The 19,700-nt window shown below is 42.7% G+C and carries 15 protein-coding genes; 1 reads left to right on the top strand and 14 read right to left on the bottom strand.

Translation table 11 applies throughout. From position 1 onward, the window contains the following. Positions 1-192: 192 nt before the first annotated feature. Both secA and BCU84_RS04285 read right to left on the bottom strand, forming a co-directional pair. A complete protein-coding gene (secA, locus tag BCU84_RS04290; RefSeq protein ID WP_102526859.1) occupies positions 193-2,913 on the bottom strand; it encodes a preprotein translocase subunit SecA in 2,721 nt (906 codons plus the stop codon). A 58-nt stretch (positions 2,914-2,971) separates the two neighbouring features. After that, positions 2,972-3,871 carry a M23 family metallopeptidase gene (locus BCU84_RS04285; RefSeq protein ID WP_102526858.1) on the bottom strand — a complete coding sequence of 300 codons (900 nt, stop codon included), beginning with the start codon at positions 3,869-3,871 and terminating at the stop codon, positions 2,972-2,974. A 27-nt stretch (positions 3,872-3,898) separates the two neighbouring features. On the opposite strand from BCU84_RS04285, the gene BCU84_RS04280 reads away from it, so the two are divergent. Next, positions 3,899-4,351: a DciA family protein gene (locus tag BCU84_RS04280; RefSeq protein ID WP_102526875.1), complete on the top strand. Its 453-nt coding sequence runs from the start codon at positions 3,899-3,901 to the stop codon at positions 4,349-4,351. 3 nt (positions 4,352-4,354) lie between these two features. On the opposite strand, the gene lpxC is transcribed toward BCU84_RS04280, so the two are convergent. From lpxC to BCU84_RS04220, 12 genes are all read right to left on the bottom strand, one after another. After that, complete coding sequence (gene lpxC, locus BCU84_RS04275) at positions 4,355-5,275, bottom strand: UDP-3-O-acyl-N-acetylglucosamine deacetylase (protein ID WP_102526857.1); 921 nt, start codon at positions 5,273-5,275, stop codon at positions 4,355-4,357. Between the two features lie 206 nt (positions 5,276-5,481). Continuing rightward, positions 5,482-6,663 carry a cell division protein FtsZ gene (gene ftsZ / locus BCU84_RS04270; RefSeq protein ID WP_102526856.1) on the bottom strand — a complete coding sequence of 394 codons (1,182 nt, stop codon included), beginning with the start codon at positions 6,661-6,663 and terminating at the stop codon, positions 5,482-5,484. Between the two features lie 26 nt (positions 6,664-6,689). After that, entirely contained in the window at positions 6,690-7,925 is a 1,236-nt protein-coding gene (ftsA, locus tag BCU84_RS04265; protein ID WP_102526855.1) for a cell division protein FtsA, read from the bottom strand. After that, on the bottom strand, positions 7,926-8,654 hold the full coding sequence (locus BCU84_RS04260) for a cell division protein FtsQ/DivIB (protein ID WP_198589525.1): 729 nt from the start codon (positions 8,652-8,654) through the stop codon (positions 7,926-7,928). It lies immediately after the preceding gene. A gap of 216 nt (positions 8,655-8,870) precedes the next feature. Beyond that, positions 8,871-10,313 carry a UDP-N-acetylmuramate--L-alanine ligase gene (gene murC, locus BCU84_RS04255; RefSeq protein ID WP_102526853.1) on the bottom strand — a complete coding sequence of 481 codons (1,443 nt, stop codon included), beginning with the start codon at positions 10,311-10,313 and terminating at the stop codon, positions 8,871-8,873. Between the two features lies 1 nt (position 10,314). Then, positions 10,315-11,403 carry an undecaprenyldiphospho-muramoylpentapeptide beta-N-acetylglucosaminyltransferase gene (gene murG / locus BCU84_RS04250; RefSeq protein WP_102526874.1) on the bottom strand — a complete coding sequence of 363 codons (1,089 nt, stop codon included), beginning with the start codon at positions 11,401-11,403 and terminating at the stop codon, positions 10,315-10,317. Positions 11,404-11,411: 8 nt separating this feature from the next. Continuing rightward, positions 11,412-12,626 carry a cell division protein FtsW gene (ftsW, locus tag BCU84_RS04245; RefSeq protein ID WP_102526852.1) on the bottom strand — a complete coding sequence of 405 codons (1,215 nt, stop codon included), beginning with the start codon at positions 12,624-12,626 and terminating at the stop codon, positions 11,412-11,414. Beyond that, on the bottom strand, positions 12,613-13,938 hold the full coding sequence (murD, locus tag BCU84_RS04240) for a UDP-N-acetylmuramoyl-L-alanine--D-glutamate ligase (protein WP_102526851.1): 1,326 nt from the start codon (positions 13,936-13,938) through the stop codon (positions 12,613-12,615). The genes ftsW and murD overlap by 14 nt, the downstream gene beginning before the upstream one ends. A 6-nt stretch (positions 13,939-13,944) precedes the next feature. Next, positions 13,945-15,027, bottom strand: coding sequence for a phospho-N-acetylmuramoyl-pentapeptide-transferase (mraY, locus tag BCU84_RS04235; RefSeq protein WP_102526850.1), 1,083 nt, complete (start codon positions 15,025-15,027; stop codon positions 13,945-13,947). Further along, positions 15,028-16,401, bottom strand: a complete 1,374-nt coding sequence (murF, locus tag BCU84_RS04230; protein WP_102526849.1) for a UDP-N-acetylmuramoyl-tripeptide--D-alanyl-D-alanine ligase — start codon at positions 16,399-16,401, stop codon at positions 15,028-15,030. It lies immediately after the preceding gene. After that, positions 16,401-17,966: a UDP-N-acetylmuramoyl-L-alanyl-D-glutamate--2,6-diaminopimelate ligase gene (gene murE, locus BCU84_RS04225; RefSeq protein ID WP_102526848.1), complete on the bottom strand. Its 1,566-nt coding sequence runs from the start codon at positions 17,964-17,966 to the stop codon at positions 16,401-16,403. Before murE ends, murF begins: the two co-directional genes overlap by 1 nt. Continuing rightward, positions 17,963-19,699: a penicillin-binding transpeptidase domain-containing protein gene (locus tag BCU84_RS04220; protein WP_102526847.1), complete on the bottom strand. Its 1,737-nt coding sequence runs from the start codon at positions 19,697-19,699 to the stop codon at positions 17,963-17,965. Before BCU84_RS04220 ends, murE begins: the two co-directional genes overlap by 4 nt. Position 19,700: the final 1 nt, after the last annotated feature.

Here is a 19,700-nt window from a genome sequence, read left to right as displayed (position 1 = left end):
AACACCGCAAGGGCTTTTTTGAATTAATTTCAATTATTTTAAATCTTTTGATTTAGCCACAAGCTAAACACTTATAATCCACAACGTTATCCACAAAACCAAAGATAATGATTATTTAATAGTCTGATTTATAGGTATAAAAAAAGCAGCTGTTAATAGCTGCTTTTTAAAATACTCTTAAGAAAACCTTATTTAGGTTAACTTACCGTGGCATTGCTTGTACTTTTTACCTGAACCACATGGGCAAGGGTCGTTTCGACCGACTTTTTCCCCATCACGAATAACCGTTCTTGGAATTGCCGCTTCAGCTTCTGTGTTATCCGTTAAAGCTTCTGATGCTGCATGTTGATAGTCACGTTGGATCTTAGCTTCTTCATCACGACGACGCTGTTCCATTTCATCAACATCTGATTGAGCTTGTACTTGTACTTTAGACAGTACGCTAATGACATCAAGCTTCAGTGATTCCAACATTTGCTGGAATAACTCGAATGATTCACGCTTATACTCTTGCTTAGGATTCTTTTGCGCATATCCACGTAAATGAATACCCTGACGTAAATGATCCATTGCTGCGAGATGCTCTTTCCACAAACCATCTAAGGTTTGAAGCATAACCGCTTTTTCAAACTGACGTAGTACTTGTGCACCGACCATTTCTTCTTTAGCTTTGTATGCATCACTCCAACTCGTTACGATTCTTTCACGTAACGTTTCTTCGTGTAAGTCATCTTCTGTATCCAACCACTGTTGAATAGTAAGTTTCAAACCATACTCTTGCTCAAGACGTTGCTCTAAACCTGGTACATCCCATAACTCTTCAACTGATTGTTGTGGGATATATTGGTCAATGACAGTACTAACTACATCTTGTTCGATGTTTGAGATTGTGTCTTCAATACTTTCCGCATCCATCAACTCATTACGTTGTGAGTAAACAACCTGGCGTTGGTCATTAGCTACATCATCATATTCAAGTAATTGCTTACGGATATCGAAGTTACGTGCTTCAACTTTACGTTGTGCATTTTCAATAGCACGAGATACCCAAGGATGTTCGATGGCTTCGCCCTCTTCCATACCCAGTTTTTTCATCATGCCAGTGACTTTATCAGATGCGAAGATGCGCATTAAGCTATCTTCCATTGATAAATAGAAACGTGAAGAACCTGCATCACCTTGTCGACCAGAGCGACCACGTAATTGGTTATCAATACGGCGCGACTCATGGCGCTCTGTACCCAGAATATGTAAACCGCCAGCTGCAATTACTGCGTCATGACGTACTTGCCATTCAGCTTTAATTTTAGCGACTTGATCTTCTGTTGGGTTTTTAAGCGCTTCTACTTCAACTTTCCAGTTACCACCTAACACGATATCGGTACCACGACCGGCCATGTTAGTTGCGATGGTCACTGTGCCTGAGCTACCTGCATCAGCAACAATTTGTGCTTCTTTTTCGTGAAATTTCGCGTTCAATACTGAATGTGGGATCTTAGCTTGCTTTAATAAAGTCGCTAATAATTCAGACTGTTCAATCGATACCGTACCAACAAGTACTGGCTGGCCACGTTCACGACAACCTTTAATATCGGTAATAATCGCGTTGTATTTTTCAGTTGCAGTCAAATACACCAAATCAGCCATGTCATTACGAACCATTGGCTTATTCGTCGGTACTACGACAGTATCAAGTCCATAGATATGCTGGAATTCAAATGCTTCAGTATCTGCTGTACCTGTCATACCTGCTAACTTCTCGTATTGACGGAAGTAGTTCTGGAATGTGATAGACGCTAATGTTTGGTTTTCATTTTGAATATTTACACCTTCTTTAGCTTCTACAGCTTGATGTAAACCTTCAGACCAACGACGACCTGGCATTGTACGGCCAGTATGTTCATCAACAATGATGACTTCGCCATCTTGAACAATATAATCTACATCGCGTTCAAATAATGTATGCGCACGCAGTGCTGCATTCACATGGTGCAATAAAGAGATATTTGCTGCGGAATAAAGTGAGTCGCCTTCATTTAGCACGCCAAGTTCAATAAGCAGTTGTTCTACTTTTTCTTGACCACGTTCAGTGAAGTGAACTTGTTTCGCTTTCTCATCAATACTAAAGTCACCTTCGCCAATCTCATCTTCAGTATCTTCTTTCTCTTGAACGATAAGGTTAGGGATCAGTGTGTTTACTTTAATATATAGTTCTGAACTGTTTTCAGCTGCACCAGAAATAATCAATGGTGTACGTGCTTCATCAATCAAGATTGAATCGACTTCATCGATCAATGCGTAATGAAGAGGACGTTGAACACGTTCTTGAGGAGAAAACGCCATGTTGTCACGAAGGTAATCAAAACCAAACTCGTTGTTAGTACCGTAGGTAATATCAGAGTTATACGCTTCTTTCTTCTCAACTTGACCTAAACCCGCAACGTTAATGCCGACTGTTAAGCCTAGGAATTCAAAAAGAGGACGGTTATTCTCAGCATCACGACCTGCAAGGTAATCATTCACGGTAATAACGTGAACACCTTTGCCAGTTAAACCGTTTAAGTATGCTGGGAGTGTTGCGGTAAGTGTTTTACCTTCACCCGTTCTCATTTCAGCGATACGATTACTATCTAGTACCATACCACCCAATAATTGGACATCGAAATGGCGCATTTCAAAAACACGCTTTGATGCTTCGCGAACTGTAGCAAATGCTTCAGCCATAATCGCTTCTAATGTTTCACCATTTTCAATACGCTGACGAAACTCTTCTGTTTTTGCTTTTAGTTCTTCATCAGTCAGCTTTTCATATTCAGCTTCTAACGCATTTATCTTAGTTACAACTTTACCAAGGCCTTTCAAGGTGCGGTCGTTACGACTGCCGAATACTTTTGTCAGTAATTTGCCTAACATCTTAATCACTTATCTCTTGTAGGTTGAGCTCAATTGAGCGACTTAACCGAAAATGTTATTAACTAGCCTTGCGATAGACGAACTTTCGTGGATCGATTTGTTGTCCATTTCGCAATACTTCGTAGTGCACGTGGGGACCGGTGGACCGGCCTGTGCTACCCATACTGGCAATTTTATCGCCTTTGGCAACGACGTCACCTAGGTTTACTGACATAGATTTATTGTGTCCATAACGAGTGCGGTAACCATTTCCATGATCAATTTCCACAAGCCCGCCATAACCAAGCATATTTCCGGACCATGTAACCACTCCTGCAGCAGTTGCAATTACATCGCCGCCTTCCTTACCCGCAAAATCAATGCCTTTGTGCAATGTTCTACGACCATTAAAAGGGTCATTTCGTAAACCGTAGGGCGAAGATAACCAACCTTTAACGATTGGTCGCCCTGATATATAACGTTCTTTATCTATATGGAGATTAGTTGCCACGGTTTCAAGTAGTGACAGCTGAACATTATTATTATCAATTCTGGAGGCCAACTGCGACATGTCATCTAACAGTTGGTTGAGCTCTACACCTGCACCGATTTCACTTAGACCACCGACACCCACTTCGGTAGAAAAATCAAATTGATCTTCAAGTAAATTATTTTCGGCAACTTGCTGGCCTAACGCCTCTAAACGAGTAACGTTAGCTTGCATTCTCGCGACGTGGGCAACTAAGGTGCTTAATTGTGTTTCTGTCGCTTTTTTGAGATTCATGACTTGTTGTTTTTGCTGTTCACGCAACTTTTGATTTTCATCAACTTTAGTTTGCTGCGCAGCAAAACGATCGGCGCTCTGCTGGTAAAGACCAGTTCCTGCCGCCACTAAAAGGATAGGTAGAAGTAACCATCGTTTGCTAGGATGCCAACGTGTTACTCCATTTCGACCTTGAATAAAAACTGTTACACTCATAGCCTAACTCAGCCATCTTATTATCATATGAAAAAGCCCCCTCAAGATCTCAGTAGATTGCTACATCAATCGGGAACATTACCGGAACTCGCTGAGAAAGCAGAATTATTAAATCAACTGAATACTTACGTAAAACAGTGCTTAAATGGTCCTGTTAGTGAACAGCTAAAAGTCGCTAATCTTCGTCAGGGTGTTCTTGTTATTGAAACTACTTCGGCTGCATGGGCTGCTAGAATAAATTTCCAAAAGACCAAACTACTGCAACAACTTCAGGAAGAAACGCTTCCAATGCTTACCGCTATAGAGGTTAAAGTCAACCCAGGGATAGCAATTACGCCAAGTAAACCACCAAGTAACTATGCAAAAATCAGCCCTGTAGCTGCAGAACACCTGCAGTCATTGGCTGATCACGTAGAAGGTTCACTTGGTGAAAAACTAAAACGGCTGGCTGCATTAGCCAGCCGTAATAGGCAATCTTAATTTTTACGCTAAAGATGTAGCGCCTGGCACCATAAAGCTCAGTGGTACATCAACTTCGTTTTCAAAGCTGACTAACTCCCAAGCTTCTTGTTGTGCAAGTAATGCCCTCACCAATTGGTTATTTAAAGCATGACCTGTTTTATATGCGCAGAATTCACCAACAATCGCGTGACCTGCTACATATAAATCACCAAACGCATCAAGAATCTTATGCTTTACAAATTCGTCCTCATATCGCAGACCGTCAGGGTTAAGGACACGATATTCATCAAGCACAACAGCATTTTCCATGCTGCCACCTAGTGCTAAATTATTAGCACGTAAGTATTCGATATCTTGCATGAAGCCGAAAGTTCTAGCTCGGCTAATATCTTTAACAAAAGCAGATGTTGAAAAATCCATCACCATATGTTGTTGGCTGCGAGAAATCTCTGGGTGATTAAAGTCAATTTTGAAATCAACTCTAAAACCTTTATAAGGCTTTAACTCAGCCCACTTATCACCGTCTTCAACACGAATGGTTTGATTGATTTTGATATATTTTTTCGCTACCGATTGTTCTTTAATACCTGCGCTTTGCAGTAAGAAAACAAACGGACTTGCACTGCCATCCATAATCGGGATTTCAGGAGCATCAACTTCGATAACAGCGTTATCTATGCCAAGGCCTGCAAGTGCTGCAAATAAATGTTCGATAGTTGAAATGCGAACACCTTCATCATTTACTAATGCCGTACACATAGTTGTTTCACGAACTAGATTCGCTTTTGCAGGAATTTCCACTGCAGGCGTTAAATCTGTACGTCTAAGTACGATACCAGAATTGACAGGTGCGGGCATAATGCACAGAGTTACCTTGTTGCCGGAATGCAATCCGACACCAGTACTCTTCACCATTTTTTGAACAGTTCTTTGAAAAATCATTCAGTTACCCGTTTTAATCACTTTAAAATAAACATTCTTGAGCTATATATACTGAGTTAACCCAGTAAGCTGAGGCGGTATACTAACATAAAATTGTCTTTTCACAAAAAAGTACCCTTTAGAGTCTTTTTATACGCCTCTACTTACATAAGTAACATTCTATCAACATCTTAGCTTTTACAGATTTTCATTTTTACTTTCAGCGACTAATCAGCTTGCTTACGTAAAAATGCTGGGATATCTAAGTAATCACCATCAACACGTGCAGCAGGTTGAGCTGCTGGCTGAGGAGCAGGAACAGCATTTCCTGTCGGTGCTACGTAGTTAGTCGTGATAGCTGATTCTTCAGCTGGCTCAACTTTTGGTTCAATAACTGCAGCTGGTTCAGGACGTGAAACAGGCTTAGTCACTAATTGGATATCAGGCTTCTTCTCTGCGCCAATACCAGTAGCAACAACCGTTACACGTAGCTCTTCACTCATTTCTGGGTCAATAACTGCGCCAACAACCACGGTAGCATTATCAGATGCGTATGCTTTAACGTGGTTACCCACTGTTTCTAGCTCTTCAATACTGATATCCATACCTGCTGTAATGTTAACTAATACGCCGCGCGCACCAGCTAGATCAATATCTTCAAGTAATGGACTTGCCACTGCAGCTTCTGCAGCTTCTTCTGCGCGATCATCACCCGTTGCAACACCTGTGCCCATCATGGCATTACCCATTTCTGACATAACTGTTTTAACATCGGCGAAATCGACGTTTATTAAACCTGGACGGGTAATTAACTCAGCAATACCCTGCACTGCGCCTAATAACACATTATTAGCAGCAGCAAATGCATCCAACAATGATGTACCACGACCCAATACTTTTAATAGCTTTTCATTTGGGATAGTAATCAATGAGTCAACATGCTTTGCAAGCTCAGCAATACCTTGATCAGCAAAAGTCATACGCTTTTTGCCTTCGAAAGGAAACGGCTTAGTGACGACAGCAACAGTCAAAATACCTTCTTCGCGAGCAATTTCAGCTACAACTGGTGCGGCGCCAGTACCTGTACCGCCACCCATTCCAGCAGCAATAAAGATCATGTCAGACCCCTTGATTGCAGCGCGAATGTTTTCTTTATCTTCTTCAGCAGCTTGGCGACCCACATCAGGGTTTGCTCCAGCACCTAGACCTTTAGTGACATCACGTCCTAATTGAATAGTTGAGCCTGCACCTGATTTGCGTAATGCCTGAGCATCCGTATTCGTTACGATAAACTCAACACCTTCGATGCTGTGTTTAACCATATGTTCGACAGCGTTACCGCCACCACCACCGACGCCGATGACCTTGATCACCGCTTCGTCATTATGTGTGTCCATGATCTCAAACATTGTCTGATCTCCGTTAGTCTGCGTTATTAAAATTCACCCTTAAACCAGCTTTTGACCCGATTCAAAAGACTGGTAACCCCTTGACGTTCAGGGCGTTCGAACTGACGTTCGATTACGCGTCTGGCGCCATAATGAAGCAACCCTATTCCAGTAGAATATACAGGTTGATCCACGTATTCATTTAACCCTTTTACTGGTAGCGGCGACGCTACCCTAACTGGCATGCCGAAAGTCGCTTCAGCAATATCAACAGCACCAGTAATTGACGCTGTTCCACCGGTTAATACTATGCCTGCGGCTATTTGATCTTCTAAGCCACAGTCAGTTAATTCTTTTAATACCAGTTCAAATAACTCCTGATATCTTGGTTCCACTACTTCCGCCAATGTATGTCGTGACATGCTGCGTGAAGGGCGGCCACCGACTGATGGTACTTCGATGCTGTCTTCGCGGCTGACCATTGAACTTCTTGCACTGGCAAATTGCACTTTGATTTGCTCAGCATGTGTCAATGGTGTTCTAAAAATTTTAGCGATATCACTGGTTACCTGATTACCTGCTACTGATATCACAGCACAATGCCTCAGTGCGCCGTTGGTATAAACAGCAATATCTGTTGTGCCGCCACCAATATCAACAATACAAACACCTAAATCTTTTTCATCATTCGTTAACACAGAATCTGCTGAAGCAATACCTGAAAAAACTAAGTCATCAACTGTTAAGCCGCAACGCTCGACGCTTTTGGTGATATTTTTTGCCATGTCGTTAGCGCAGGTCACGATATGTGCTTTCGCTTCCATTCGCATACCCGACATACCGATAGGACTCTTAATACCATCTTGAACGTCAATTGAATATTCTTGCGGTAACACATGAAGGATCCGTCTTTCAGTTGGGATCTTCACTGAGCGCGCTGTATGAATAACGTTATCAACGTCTTCTTGCGTCACTTCTTCATCGTTAATTGACACCATGCCATTTTCGTTCTGACATGCGATGTGCTTACCTGAAATACTTAAATACACAGAAGATACTTGGCAATCAGCCATTAACTCTGCTTGATCAAGTGCGCGCTGCACACTTTTTACAATAGAATCCAAATCATTCACGCCACCTTTATCCATTCCGCGCGAAGGATGATTGCCTAAACCGACCACGCTTATCTCACCGTCAGGTAGCACTTCACCAATGATCACTGCGACCTTGGACGTGCCAATATCTAGGCCTACGATAAGATTTCTTTCCTGATTTTTGGTCATTTAGTGTCGACTCTCTGTTTTAGTATCGTCCCAGCCAACGGCGACTCCGGTGTCATAGCGTAAATCGATCGTTGCTATTGGCTTTTGATTTCGTGTTATTTCAGGGTAAACATTAATAAATCTTTGTATTCTCGACATCTTGTCTTCTCGTCCTAATTCAAGAAGAATGCCGTTATCTAATCTTGCATGCCATGCATGTCGTGGACTTAAACTTAAACTTGCCAGCTTAAAACCATTAATACTCAATAAATCAGACAATTGCTGATAACTAGTTAACACTTCAGAAGACATTTCTTCTGGGCCTGAAAGTACCGGCAATGTATTAATACTCGAATGTGATTCAGCTGCAAACACTTCGCCATTCACATTTAGCCAGTCATCTCCATTCCAATGTGCAACAACATGTTGCTCTTGCAAGGTCACTTTTAATTTTGCAGGCCACTCTCGCCTTACAGACGCATGGTAGACCCAAGGTAATGCTTCTAAAGCTTGCTGTACTTCACCAACGTCGGCGCTAAAAAAACTGCGTTCCATTAACGCTTGTAGCGCAGCCTGAATTTCAGCATCCGAGGTATAAATTCGCTCGCCTTTTATCGCGACGGCATCTATCGGTAATGCATCAGCATCATTCAGTAATACATTAAGCTTAAGGCCAGCCCAAACAATGGTGAGTAATACCGTCAGTAAAAACAGTAACCCAGTGTATAAGTACCAATTGACATCACTCAAATGGCCTTTTAACTGGCGAGCTTTATCACTCCACGCCACAGCTACTGTAACTCCAAACTGTACACTGTCACTTTCATTGGGCAATTCACCATTATATCTAGCATGCTGACTGTATTAAAGTTTATATTTACAAGCAGTTATAGTATAAAAATCAATCAAAAATCACCATTTCCCTGCGACTGACTCAAGCTACTTTTCAAAAACTATTTTTAAAACCTACTTTCTAAAACCAAGATTACTTGACGCCAGCGACTTTGACAGAGCGCCAATATTACCAGCCCCTTGAGTCAGCAATAAATCGCCTTCTTGCAATACATCAGGTAATACATCAGCTAACAACTCTGGTGATGCAACAAAAATAGGGTCCACTTGGCCGCGTAACCTTATGGAGCGGCACAATGAGCGACCATCTGCACCTGGTATCACGCTTTCACCAGCAGCATAAACATCTAACAACAATAAACCGTCTACTTGCGATAAGACTTCAACAAAGTCTTCATACAAATCACGGGTTCTACTATAGCGATGTGGTTGATACGCCATCACTAATCGTTTATCTGGCCAACCCGCTCTTGCAGCTTTAATCGTTGCAAGTACTTCACTTGGATGATGACCATAATCATCAACCAACATCACCTTGCCATTAGCAGTATCAAATTCACCAAGGTGCTGAAAACGTCGGCCAATGCCTTCAAATTCTGCTAATGCGGCGACAATAGCATCATCATCAATATCATCCTCACTGGCTACTGCTATCGCAGCTAACGCATTTAGCACGTTATGCTCACCAGGTAGATTTAATACAATATCTAAATCATCACGGTTTTTACGACGAACACTAAACTGGCTCTGGTGTCCGACTTGCTTAAAGTTAAGTGCTTGCACATCAGCAATGTCACTAAAGCCGTAAGTGACCACTTGTCTGCCCACTCTTGGCATAATTTCTTGTATCACTTCATCATCGATACACATTACCGCAACGCCATAAAAAGGCAGGTTATGTAAAAAATCGACGAAGGTGGTCTTCAACTTTTCAAAATCACCACCGTAAGTGTCCATATGGTCAGCTTCGATATTGGTGATAACACTGACCATAGGTTGTAAATGTAAAAAGCTCGCATCACTTTCATCTGCTTCTGCAATCAAATAGCGACTTGTCCCAAGACGAGCATTCGTGCCTGCACTATTAAGTAAACCACCAATAACAAATGTTGGATCTCGCTCTGCTTGGCCATAAACGCTAGCAATTAAGCTTGTCGTTGTGGTTTTACCATGAGTGCCCGCAATCGCGACCCCATGTCGGTAACGCATAAGCTCTGCTAGCATTTCTGCACGGCGTACAATCGGAATTCGACGCTCTTTTGCAGCTATGATTTCAGGGTTTTCTTGCTCAATTGCTGTCGATACCACCACAACATCTACATCAGCCACGCTTTCAGCCTGATGGCCAATAATAATCTTCGCGCCTAAGCTCGCGAGCCTTTCTGTCACGCTATTAACAGCAATATCTGAACCACTAATTTGATAACCTTCATTTACTAATACTTCGGCTATCCCGCCCATTCCAGCACCACCTATACCGACAAAATGGATTTTCTTAATCCGTCTCATCTCAGGGATCATGCTACGTAATTGGGCGTACTTCTCTGTTTTAGTCATTTCAATCCTTTCGTGCTAATTCAGCACAAATACTCGCTACACGTTGGGTTGCATCTAACACTGCAACACTTCTGGCTTGTTGTGCCATCTCTGAAACAACGTGTCTTTGTTCAGCAAAGAGGGTTAATTTCTCAGCTAAATTATCTGCGTTTAATATGGTCTGCGGTAATAAAAATGCCGCACCGGCTTCTACTAATACTGAAGCATTCTTTGTTTGATGATCGTCAACTGCATGGGGATAAGGCACTAAAATACTGGCTCTTCCCACCGCGGCTAATTCAGAAACCGTTAATGCTCCCGAACGACAAACAACAACATCAGCCCAGCGATAAGCGGCTTCCATGTCATCTATAAATTCTGCCACATTGACACTGGCCGCTTGACCCTTGTCTTGGTAATGGCTTTTAACGGCAGGCTGATTTCCTTTGCCTACCTGATGCCATACCGTAATTGAGTGCTGTTGGCTTAATTGCCCCACAACATCTGGCATAACATCATTAAAAATTTTGGCGCCTAAGCTGCCTCCCACCACTAATACTTTAAGTGCTGAGTCATCACACACTTTCGTCGTTTGTCCTAATTCGATTAACTCTTGTCGAATTGGGTTACCGACTACCTCTGAATTCGTTGCTGGTAAAAATGTATTTGGAAATGCACACAACACTTTAGTAGCTATGCGCGATAACAACTTATTGGTCATTCCAGGTATTGCATTTTGCTCATGCAGTACTAACGGTATGCCCGACAACTTTGCCGCTACCCCGCCAGGCCCACTGGCAAATCCACCCATACCAATAATCACATCAGGTTTAAATTCATTAATGAAAGATTTTGCTTGCATAATTGAACGCAAAATCTTAAAAGGCGCAGCAAGCTTTCTAATAATGCCATTGCCACGAACGCCTTTGATGTCTATAAACTCAATATCAAATCCATGTTGAGGCACTAAGCGTGCTTCCATGCGGTCAGCGGTCCCTAACCAACGAACTTGCCAACCTTTTTTAGCCAATGCTTTTGCCACTGCTAACGCCGGGAATACATGTCCACCCGTGCCGCCAGCCATCACCAATAACTTGGGTGCATCTGTTATATTAGGGCTCATTTCTTTATTCTCCCTTGCACCGCCTGCGTCAAACTTAGCCGCCTTTCATAATCTATGCGTATCAATAACATGACCGCAGCCGTCATAACCCACAAACTACTGCCACCATAGCTAATAAAGGGTAATGTCAGACCTTTTGTCGGTAACATACCAATACTCGCGCCTACGTTTACAACGGTTTGGAAGCAAATCCAAATGCCGATGCCGTAAGCTAAGTAACTTTCAAATGGGCGTTGAATACTCAAACACAAGTTGCCCAATCTAATTGCTCTAAAAGACACAAAAAATAATACGGTTAGCACACAAACGATGCCTACAAAACCTAACTCTTCGCCGATCACAGCAAAAATAAAATCAGTGTGAGCCTCAGGCAGGTATGACAGTTTTTGAATACTATTACCTAAACCTTGGCCAAATATATCACCGCGTCCGTATGCCATTAATGACTGAGTTAATTGATAACCACTACCAAATGGGTCTTCCCATGGGTCTAAAAATGACGTTACACGCCGCATCCGATATGGCTCAAACACCACTAAAAATACAAACATTGCGATACCAAAAAATATCAGTACCAAAAAGTCCATAATTCGCGCACCCGCCAAAAACAATAGGCTTACGGTACATACGAAAAGTACCACCACAGTACCTAAATCCGGTTGGGCAAGAATCAAAAATGCAAACAGTAAAAACACAAAAATTGGCTTATAAAACCCTTTACTGTTCTCTCTCAACTCACCATGTCGGCGCACCAAATATCCCGACATATAAATAATAAATACAAATTTGGCAATCTCAGCGACTTGGATCCTTACGGGCCCTATCGCCAGCCACCGTGTTGCGCCATTCACCGTGGTGCCTACAACCAGAACAGCCACCAACATCAACAACACTAGAAGTACTAAATAAGCGCTATAGCGCTCCCACAACTTCAATTCTATGTTCAGTACCGCATAAGCAATAACGCCACAGCCCATCAAATATGCAACGTGGCGATATATGAAATGAAACGGGTTATCTGTTAGCTTCTGCGCTTCCGGCATAGAGGCTGACATCACCATGACAAAGCCAAATGTAATTAGCCCTAAAACGGCGACAAATAAGCTTCTATCATACAGCTGATCACCTGGCGACGTTTCAGACAGAATGTCCGGCCAAGACCTTTTCAGGACTTGTTGGAATAAGCTAAGTTGTTGCTCACCCCTCGCCATCTTCAATCTGCTCCACTAATTGCTTAAAGTGATGACCTCTTTCCATGAAGTTCTTATACATATCGGTGCTAGCACAAGCTGGAGACAATAAAACGATATCCCCTGAAAAAGTGATTTCAACTGCTTTAGCAACCGCTTCTTCTAGGTTTTTAACGCTAATACTGTCAGTTTTTAGTGCCGCAATTTTAGATCCGTCTTTACCGAACGTGATCACTTGGGTCACATTATTCAGTGAAGCTTCAAGTTCTTTAAAATCTGCGCCTTTGCCTTCGCCACCTGCAATCAAAATCAAGTCACCTAAGTGATCACTCAATCCATTTAATGCCGCAACGGTAGCACCCACATTAGTCGCTTTCGAATCATTGATATAAGTGACACCTTGCTTTAGGCCAACCATTTCACAACGATGCTCTAAACCAGCAAAGTTGGATGCAATCTCAACCATGGTATTCTTATCAATGCCACACGCATCTGTTAATGCCATTGCAGCTAATAAGTTAGCCTGATTATGACTACCGATTAAGCTGACTTCATGCAGGTTCATTATTTCACTTTCGCCGTGCAATATTTTACCATCGGCAATACCCCACTCATCTCCTTCTGGTACCCCTAAACCAAAGGTATTTTGATTTGTTGGCTCGTCAGGAAAAGTCAGTGCATCGTCACGATTGAACATCACAAAACGGCTCTGCTGATATAAACGTAACTTAGCTGCGCGGTACGAATGAATATCGTGATATCTATCCATATGATCTTCACTGATGTTCAAACACGTCGCCGCGATGCAATTTAAGCTGTGAGTTGTTTCTAATTGAAAGCTCGATAGTTCTAATACGAAATACTCAGCATCTGTTGCTAATAAATCCAATACTGGAATGCCAATATTGCCACCTACCGCAACCTTTTTACCGGCTGCTTTAAGCATGTCGTACACTAATGTCGTTACCGTTGTTTTACCGTTTGAACCCGTAATAGCAACAACACAAGGGCCTCTATCAGCAACGGCTTGAGCAAACAGCTCAACATCGCCAATCACTTCAATGCCCATATCAATTGCAGCGCGAATCTCTGGCGTATCAACCGCAATGCCAGGGCTTACAATAATGTGTTTTGCTTGTACCAAATAACGACATACAAACCCACCTGTCAGTAGCTCAACATCAGGAAATTCCTGTGCTAACGTCTCTCGGCCAGGTGGCGTTCGTCTGCTATCCATCACCAATGGTGTAATACCTTGGGACATCAGATAACGCACAACAGATAAACCTGTTGCACCTAAGCCCAAAACAATATGCGAATAGCTTGATTGCATTACTAACTACCTTAACTTAAGCGTTGCCAGTCCTAGCATCACTAGGAACAACGAAATAATCCAAAAGCGAACAATCACTCTTGGTTCTGGCCAACCTTTCAATTCGTAATGATGGTGAATTGGTGCCATTCTAAAAATACGCTGGCCGCGTAATTTGTATGAACCCACTTGTAAAATCACCGATACGGTTTCCATAACGAAAACGCCGCCCATAATCACTAATAACACTTCTTGGCGCACTAATACTGCAATGGCACCGAGTCCAGCTCCAAGAGCTAACGATCCCACATCGCCCATAAATACTTGCGCAGGGTAAGTGTTAAACCACAAAAATCCTAGACCCGCACCGACTATTGCAGTACAGACAATCACTAGTTCACCTGCATCAGGTAAATGCGGAATATGTAAGTAACTGGCAAACTGTGCATGCCCTGATAAATAGGCAATCAGTGCAAATGCCGCTGCAACCATGACTGTAGGCATGATTGCTAAACCATCAAGACCGTCGGTTAGATTTACCGCATTACTCGCACCTACTATGGTGAAATAAGCCAGTACGATATAAAGCAAACCTAATTGCGGCATGACATCTTTGAAAAACGGCACAACTAACTGTGTCTCACCAGGTAATGTCGCTGAACTGTACAAGTAAAATGCCACAGCCAAAGCGGCAATGGATTGCGATGCATATTTCCAACGCGCAATCAGACCTTTTGAATCTTTCTTAACCACTTTAAGGTAGTCATCAAGAAAACCAATACCGCCAAAGGTACCTAATACAAACAGCATCACAATGACATATCGATTGGATAAATCACCCCACAATAAAACACTGACAAAAATCCCTGCGAGTATCAGCAAACCACCCATTGTAGGGGTACCGCGTTTACTAAAATGAGATTCTGGGCCATCATTTCTGACGACTTGTCCTATTTGCAATAACTGCAATCGTTCAATCAGTTTTGGACCAAACCATAAACTAAAAATAAGACCTGTCATAAGCCCTAAAATGGCTCTTAAGGTCAGATAAGAAAATACATTAAACCCACTGTAAAACTGGGTTAAATACTCAGCTAAATAAGCCAGCATCTAAACAAACTCCCCGCGCCTATTGGCATTTAATAACTCTTCGACCACAGTTTCCATCGCTGCGCTTCGAGAACCTTTTACTAAAATAGTTACTTGATCCGGCAACTGATTTATCTTTTCCTTTAATGCTTGAGCAAGGGAATCCGAGTCACTAAAGTGCTCAGAACCAAATGCTTTACTTGTCGATTCAGTCAGTTGACCACAACAGAACAGATCGTCAATCCCAGCAAGTTTGGCTTGTTCGCCAACCTCAAAATGCAAAAGGGCGCTATTGTCACCTAATTCGCCCAAATCTCCCAGCACTAAACACTTAAAACCTCGAGTTTGTTTTAACCAGCTAATCGCGGCATCAACAGACGTCGGGTTTGCGTTATAACTATCATCAACCAATAAAATACGACCCATTTTATGCGGCACCATACGACCTTTAACAGGTGTTAACGCACTTAACCCCGTCACAATGTCTGCGACAGGGATATTGAGTGCGATACAAATGGCGCTAGCGGCTAGTGCATTACTTACTTGATGCAAGCCAGCTAATGGAAGTTGTACTGGGTAAGATTGACCTAAAACCACTAATGAAAACTGATAACAGCCGCTATCGTCAGCAACAATATCAACCGCTTTAATATCAGCATTGACGTTTTCAGAAACTGAGAAGCTAAGTTGCTTAAATGCTGCCGCTTTAGTTGCCATAAAATCTGCAAAATCATCGTCAGCATTAATAATGGCTGTACCGTCTGGACTTAGGTGATTAAATATTTCTGATTTAGCTTGGGCTACACCTTCAATTGAACCAAAACCTTCAAGGTGAGCGCGGCCAACATTATTCACTAATGCCACCTGAGGCGTCACTAAAGATGAAGTATAATTAATTTCGCCCTGATGGTTAGCACCTAACTCAAACACACCAAATTCATGCTCTTGCGCTAATCTTAATAAGGTTAACGGCACCCCGATTTCATTATTAAAATTACCAGCAGTAAACAGCACTTTGTGATGCTGAGACAAAATTGTTGCGACGATTTCTTTCACGGTAGTTTTACCGTTAGAACCTGTTAGTGCTATCGAATATGGGTTCACTTGTTGGCGCACATATGCACCGATAGCCCCCATCGCCTTTTGGCTGTTTTTGACAATTAGTTGAGGAATGTCGACATCCAGCTTATGTTCAACCAGTAATGCTTTAGCACCGTTTTCAATCGCTGTTGCAGCAAAACTATGGCCATCAAAGCGTAAACCTTTTAACGCAACAAAAAGGCTATTAGTGTGCATTTTTCGGCTGTCACTGGTGACGTCGTCAATAATAAGGTCAGTACCCACAAGTTGAGCATCAAGCTCAACAGCTAAGGTTGATAATCTAATATCAATCATCAAAGGCCTCCAGTGCTAACAAGAGGTTCATCTGAGGCTTCATTGCCACCTGTTAATTGCATCGCTAAAGCGCGTTCATCGTAATCAATTCTGCTACCAGCAACTTCTTGATATGTTTCATGACCTTTACCCGCTAATAAGACAATGTCGCCAGCTTTAGCTAATTGCGCCACGGATTTAATCGCATTAATTCTATCGACTTCAGTCAATGCTTGCTCTGGATGCGTTAATCCTGCAACCACATCATTGATAATACTCATCGGCTCTTCGCTGCGGGCATTATCACTCGTCACCATCACTTTATCAGCAAATTGTTCAGCAGCTTGAGCCATCAAGGGGCGTTTGCCCGTATCGCGATCGCCACCACAACCAAACACGCACCATAAGGTGCCTTGGCAATGGATGCGCAGTGCTTTCAAAGCATGCTCGATGGCATCAGGTGTATGAGCATAGTCAACCACTAATGTTGGGCCATTAGCTTGATTAAATCGCTCCATGCGTCCAGCTACAGGCGTTAAATGCGGTACTAATGAGAGTAACTCGGCCATCAGACCATCTTGAGTAGCTAAGATGTTGTCAGTACCTTGCAAATACAGTGCGCCCAGCGAAGCAACAAGATTTGATAGATTAAAGTCACCTAAAAGAGGCGAAGACAACTGACCTTTCAACATTACTGAGCTACTGTCGTGGATATCTTCGGGATAATAAAAATCGCAGGTCACACCCGCATCATTAAAATGCATATTGTCAGTATAAAAACGCGCTAAAGGATGCTTTTTAAGGCTAAAGCCGAATATGTTGGTCGATTGCAGCGCTGTAAACCATTGTTCACCAACGGCATCATCAAGGTTCAGTAAACCATTTTTGATACATGGGAAATTAAACAAGCGTTTTTTAGCAGCGCCATAAGCGTCCATGTCACCATGATAATCAAGGTGATCGCGGCTTAAATTAGTAAATACTGCCGTGTTAAAAGGTACAGCTTCTACACGACCTTGCACTAAACCATGGCTAGACACTTCTATCGCGCAGGTGTTGACGGTTTGCTGCTGAAACTCGTGTAGTTGACGCACCAAGGTAATGGCATCTGCTGTAGTATTGCCACTATCAATCAAGCTTCCCCAAACACCATTGCCTAATGTGCCCATAACAGCCGCTTTTTGCTGTTTTAAGGTAACCAATTGCGCAATAAGCTGACTCACTGAAGTCTTACCGTTAGTGCCAGTGACGCCAATAATGGCCATCTCAGAATTTTGTAACGGATATAGTTGTGCTGCCACTGCAGACAATTGACGGCTCAGTTGAAAAAAGGACACCAATACCGCGCCCGAATCATGGTAATTAACCTGACCATGCTCATCAGGATTGTCAGTATGAATTAATGCACCTAAAGCACCTTGCGCAATTGCTTTATTAATGAACTGGCGACCATCAACTTGATGACCAGGTAATGCCACAAATAAACAACCTTCACTGACGTCTCGGCTATCTAGAGTCATCGTTGAGACCGACTCACGGCCAGCATAATGAAACCAAGGGGCTAATAAATCACTAAGTAGCATTATTCTGCCCTCCTAGCGATTGCGGCCAGTTCAACTTTTTCTTTCTCATTTAATGGCTCAACATTGAGCATTTGTAATGCTCCAGACATAATTTTTGCAAACGCAGGGCCAGCAACATCACCACCATGATAACGATCGCCTTTTGGCTCGTTCACCACAATTGAAATCGCTAAACGCGGGTTATGTACCGGTGCTACACCCGCAAACAGTGAAACATAATCATCGCCATAACCACCTGCGATAGACTTGCGGCTTGTACCTGTTTTACCTGCTATAGGGTAACCATCGATATGAGCTTGAGTGGCTGTGCCACCTCTTTCGGTGACGCCTAACATCATTTCCATGACATCTTTCGCCGTCTGCTCTGAAATCACTTGTTCACCACGAGGCGCTTGCTTTAGTTTTAAAATCGATACTGGGTACAGAACCCCGCCACTGCCTAAGGTTGCATACATTCTTGCTAACTGTAGTGGCGTTGCCGTAAGGCCATAACCATAAGATAAGGTTGCGCGTTCAAAATCAGACCAACGGCGGCGATCATGTATAAGACCAGCACTTTCACCAGCAAGGTTAATACCTGAGTAATTACCTAAGCCCATTGATTGGTAAGTGCCCAATAATTCTTGTACTGGCATTGATAACGAGACTTTACTGATGCCAACGTTACTGGATTTCACGAGGATCTTATCCAGAGTCATGTTGCCGTAATTGATCGTATCGCGGACCTGTCGTCCACCTACACGCATCCAACCAGGAGAGGTATTAATTAATTCATCACGTTCAACCGTGCCTGCTTCTAATGCAGCTGCAACCACAAATGGCTTCACAGTCGAACCCGGCTCAAACGTATCGGTTAATGCACGATTACGCATACGATATGACTGTAAATTTTCACGTGAATTAGGGTTGTAAGATGGTGTATTGACCATCGCAAGCACTTCACCAGTAAGCACATCAAGTACCACCACTGAACCTGAGGTGGCTTGGTTAATTTCTGTTGTACGTTTAAGTTCACGATAGGCTAACTGTTGAATACGCTGATCAATGCTGAGCACTAAATCATTTGAACTTTCGCCTTCTTCAACAATATCTAGTCGTTGAACCACTTTACCATCGCGAGATTTACGCACCTTCTGCTTTGACGGTGTGCCTGTTAACCAGCTGTCATACGCATTTTCAATGCCTTCAATTCCAACGTCATCAATATTAGTCAGGCCGACAAGCTGAGCAGCAGTTTCACCTGCAGGGTAATAACGGCGCGATTCAGACTTTAAATAAATACCGGAAATTTTTAATTGCTTAATGTATTCAGCAACTGCTGGAGTGACCTGGCGCTTCAGGTAGATAAAACGACGCTTGGGATCGCGCTGTACCTTACTCACAATTTTATCGACGGGTTCATGCAACACGTCAGCCAGAGCTTGCCAGCGGCGCATGTCTTTAAAAGCATCTTTATCATGGGAAATTTTAGGATCAGCCCAAACGGCACGAACTGGCACGCTTACCGCTAACATTTCGCCATTACGATCAGTAATTAAGCCACGTTGAACCTGGTTACTGCTGGTTCTTAAGGTACGCATATCACTTTCGTGACGTAATTTATCAGGTTCAATAATTTGAATATAAGCCGCTCGAGCAATCAACGCCGTAAATAGAAGCAACACAAAGCCAACCACAACGAATAATCGCCATGGAATTAGCTCTGGGTTTAACTTACGTTTGGCTTGTCTGCTCATA

Source organism: Shewanella sp. 10N.286.51.B7, assembly GCF_002873615.1.
GTDB lineage: Bacteria > Pseudomonadota > Gammaproteobacteria > Enterobacterales > Shewanellaceae > Shewanella > Shewanella electrodiphila.
This window is presented reverse-complemented; position numbering and strand designations above follow the sequence as displayed.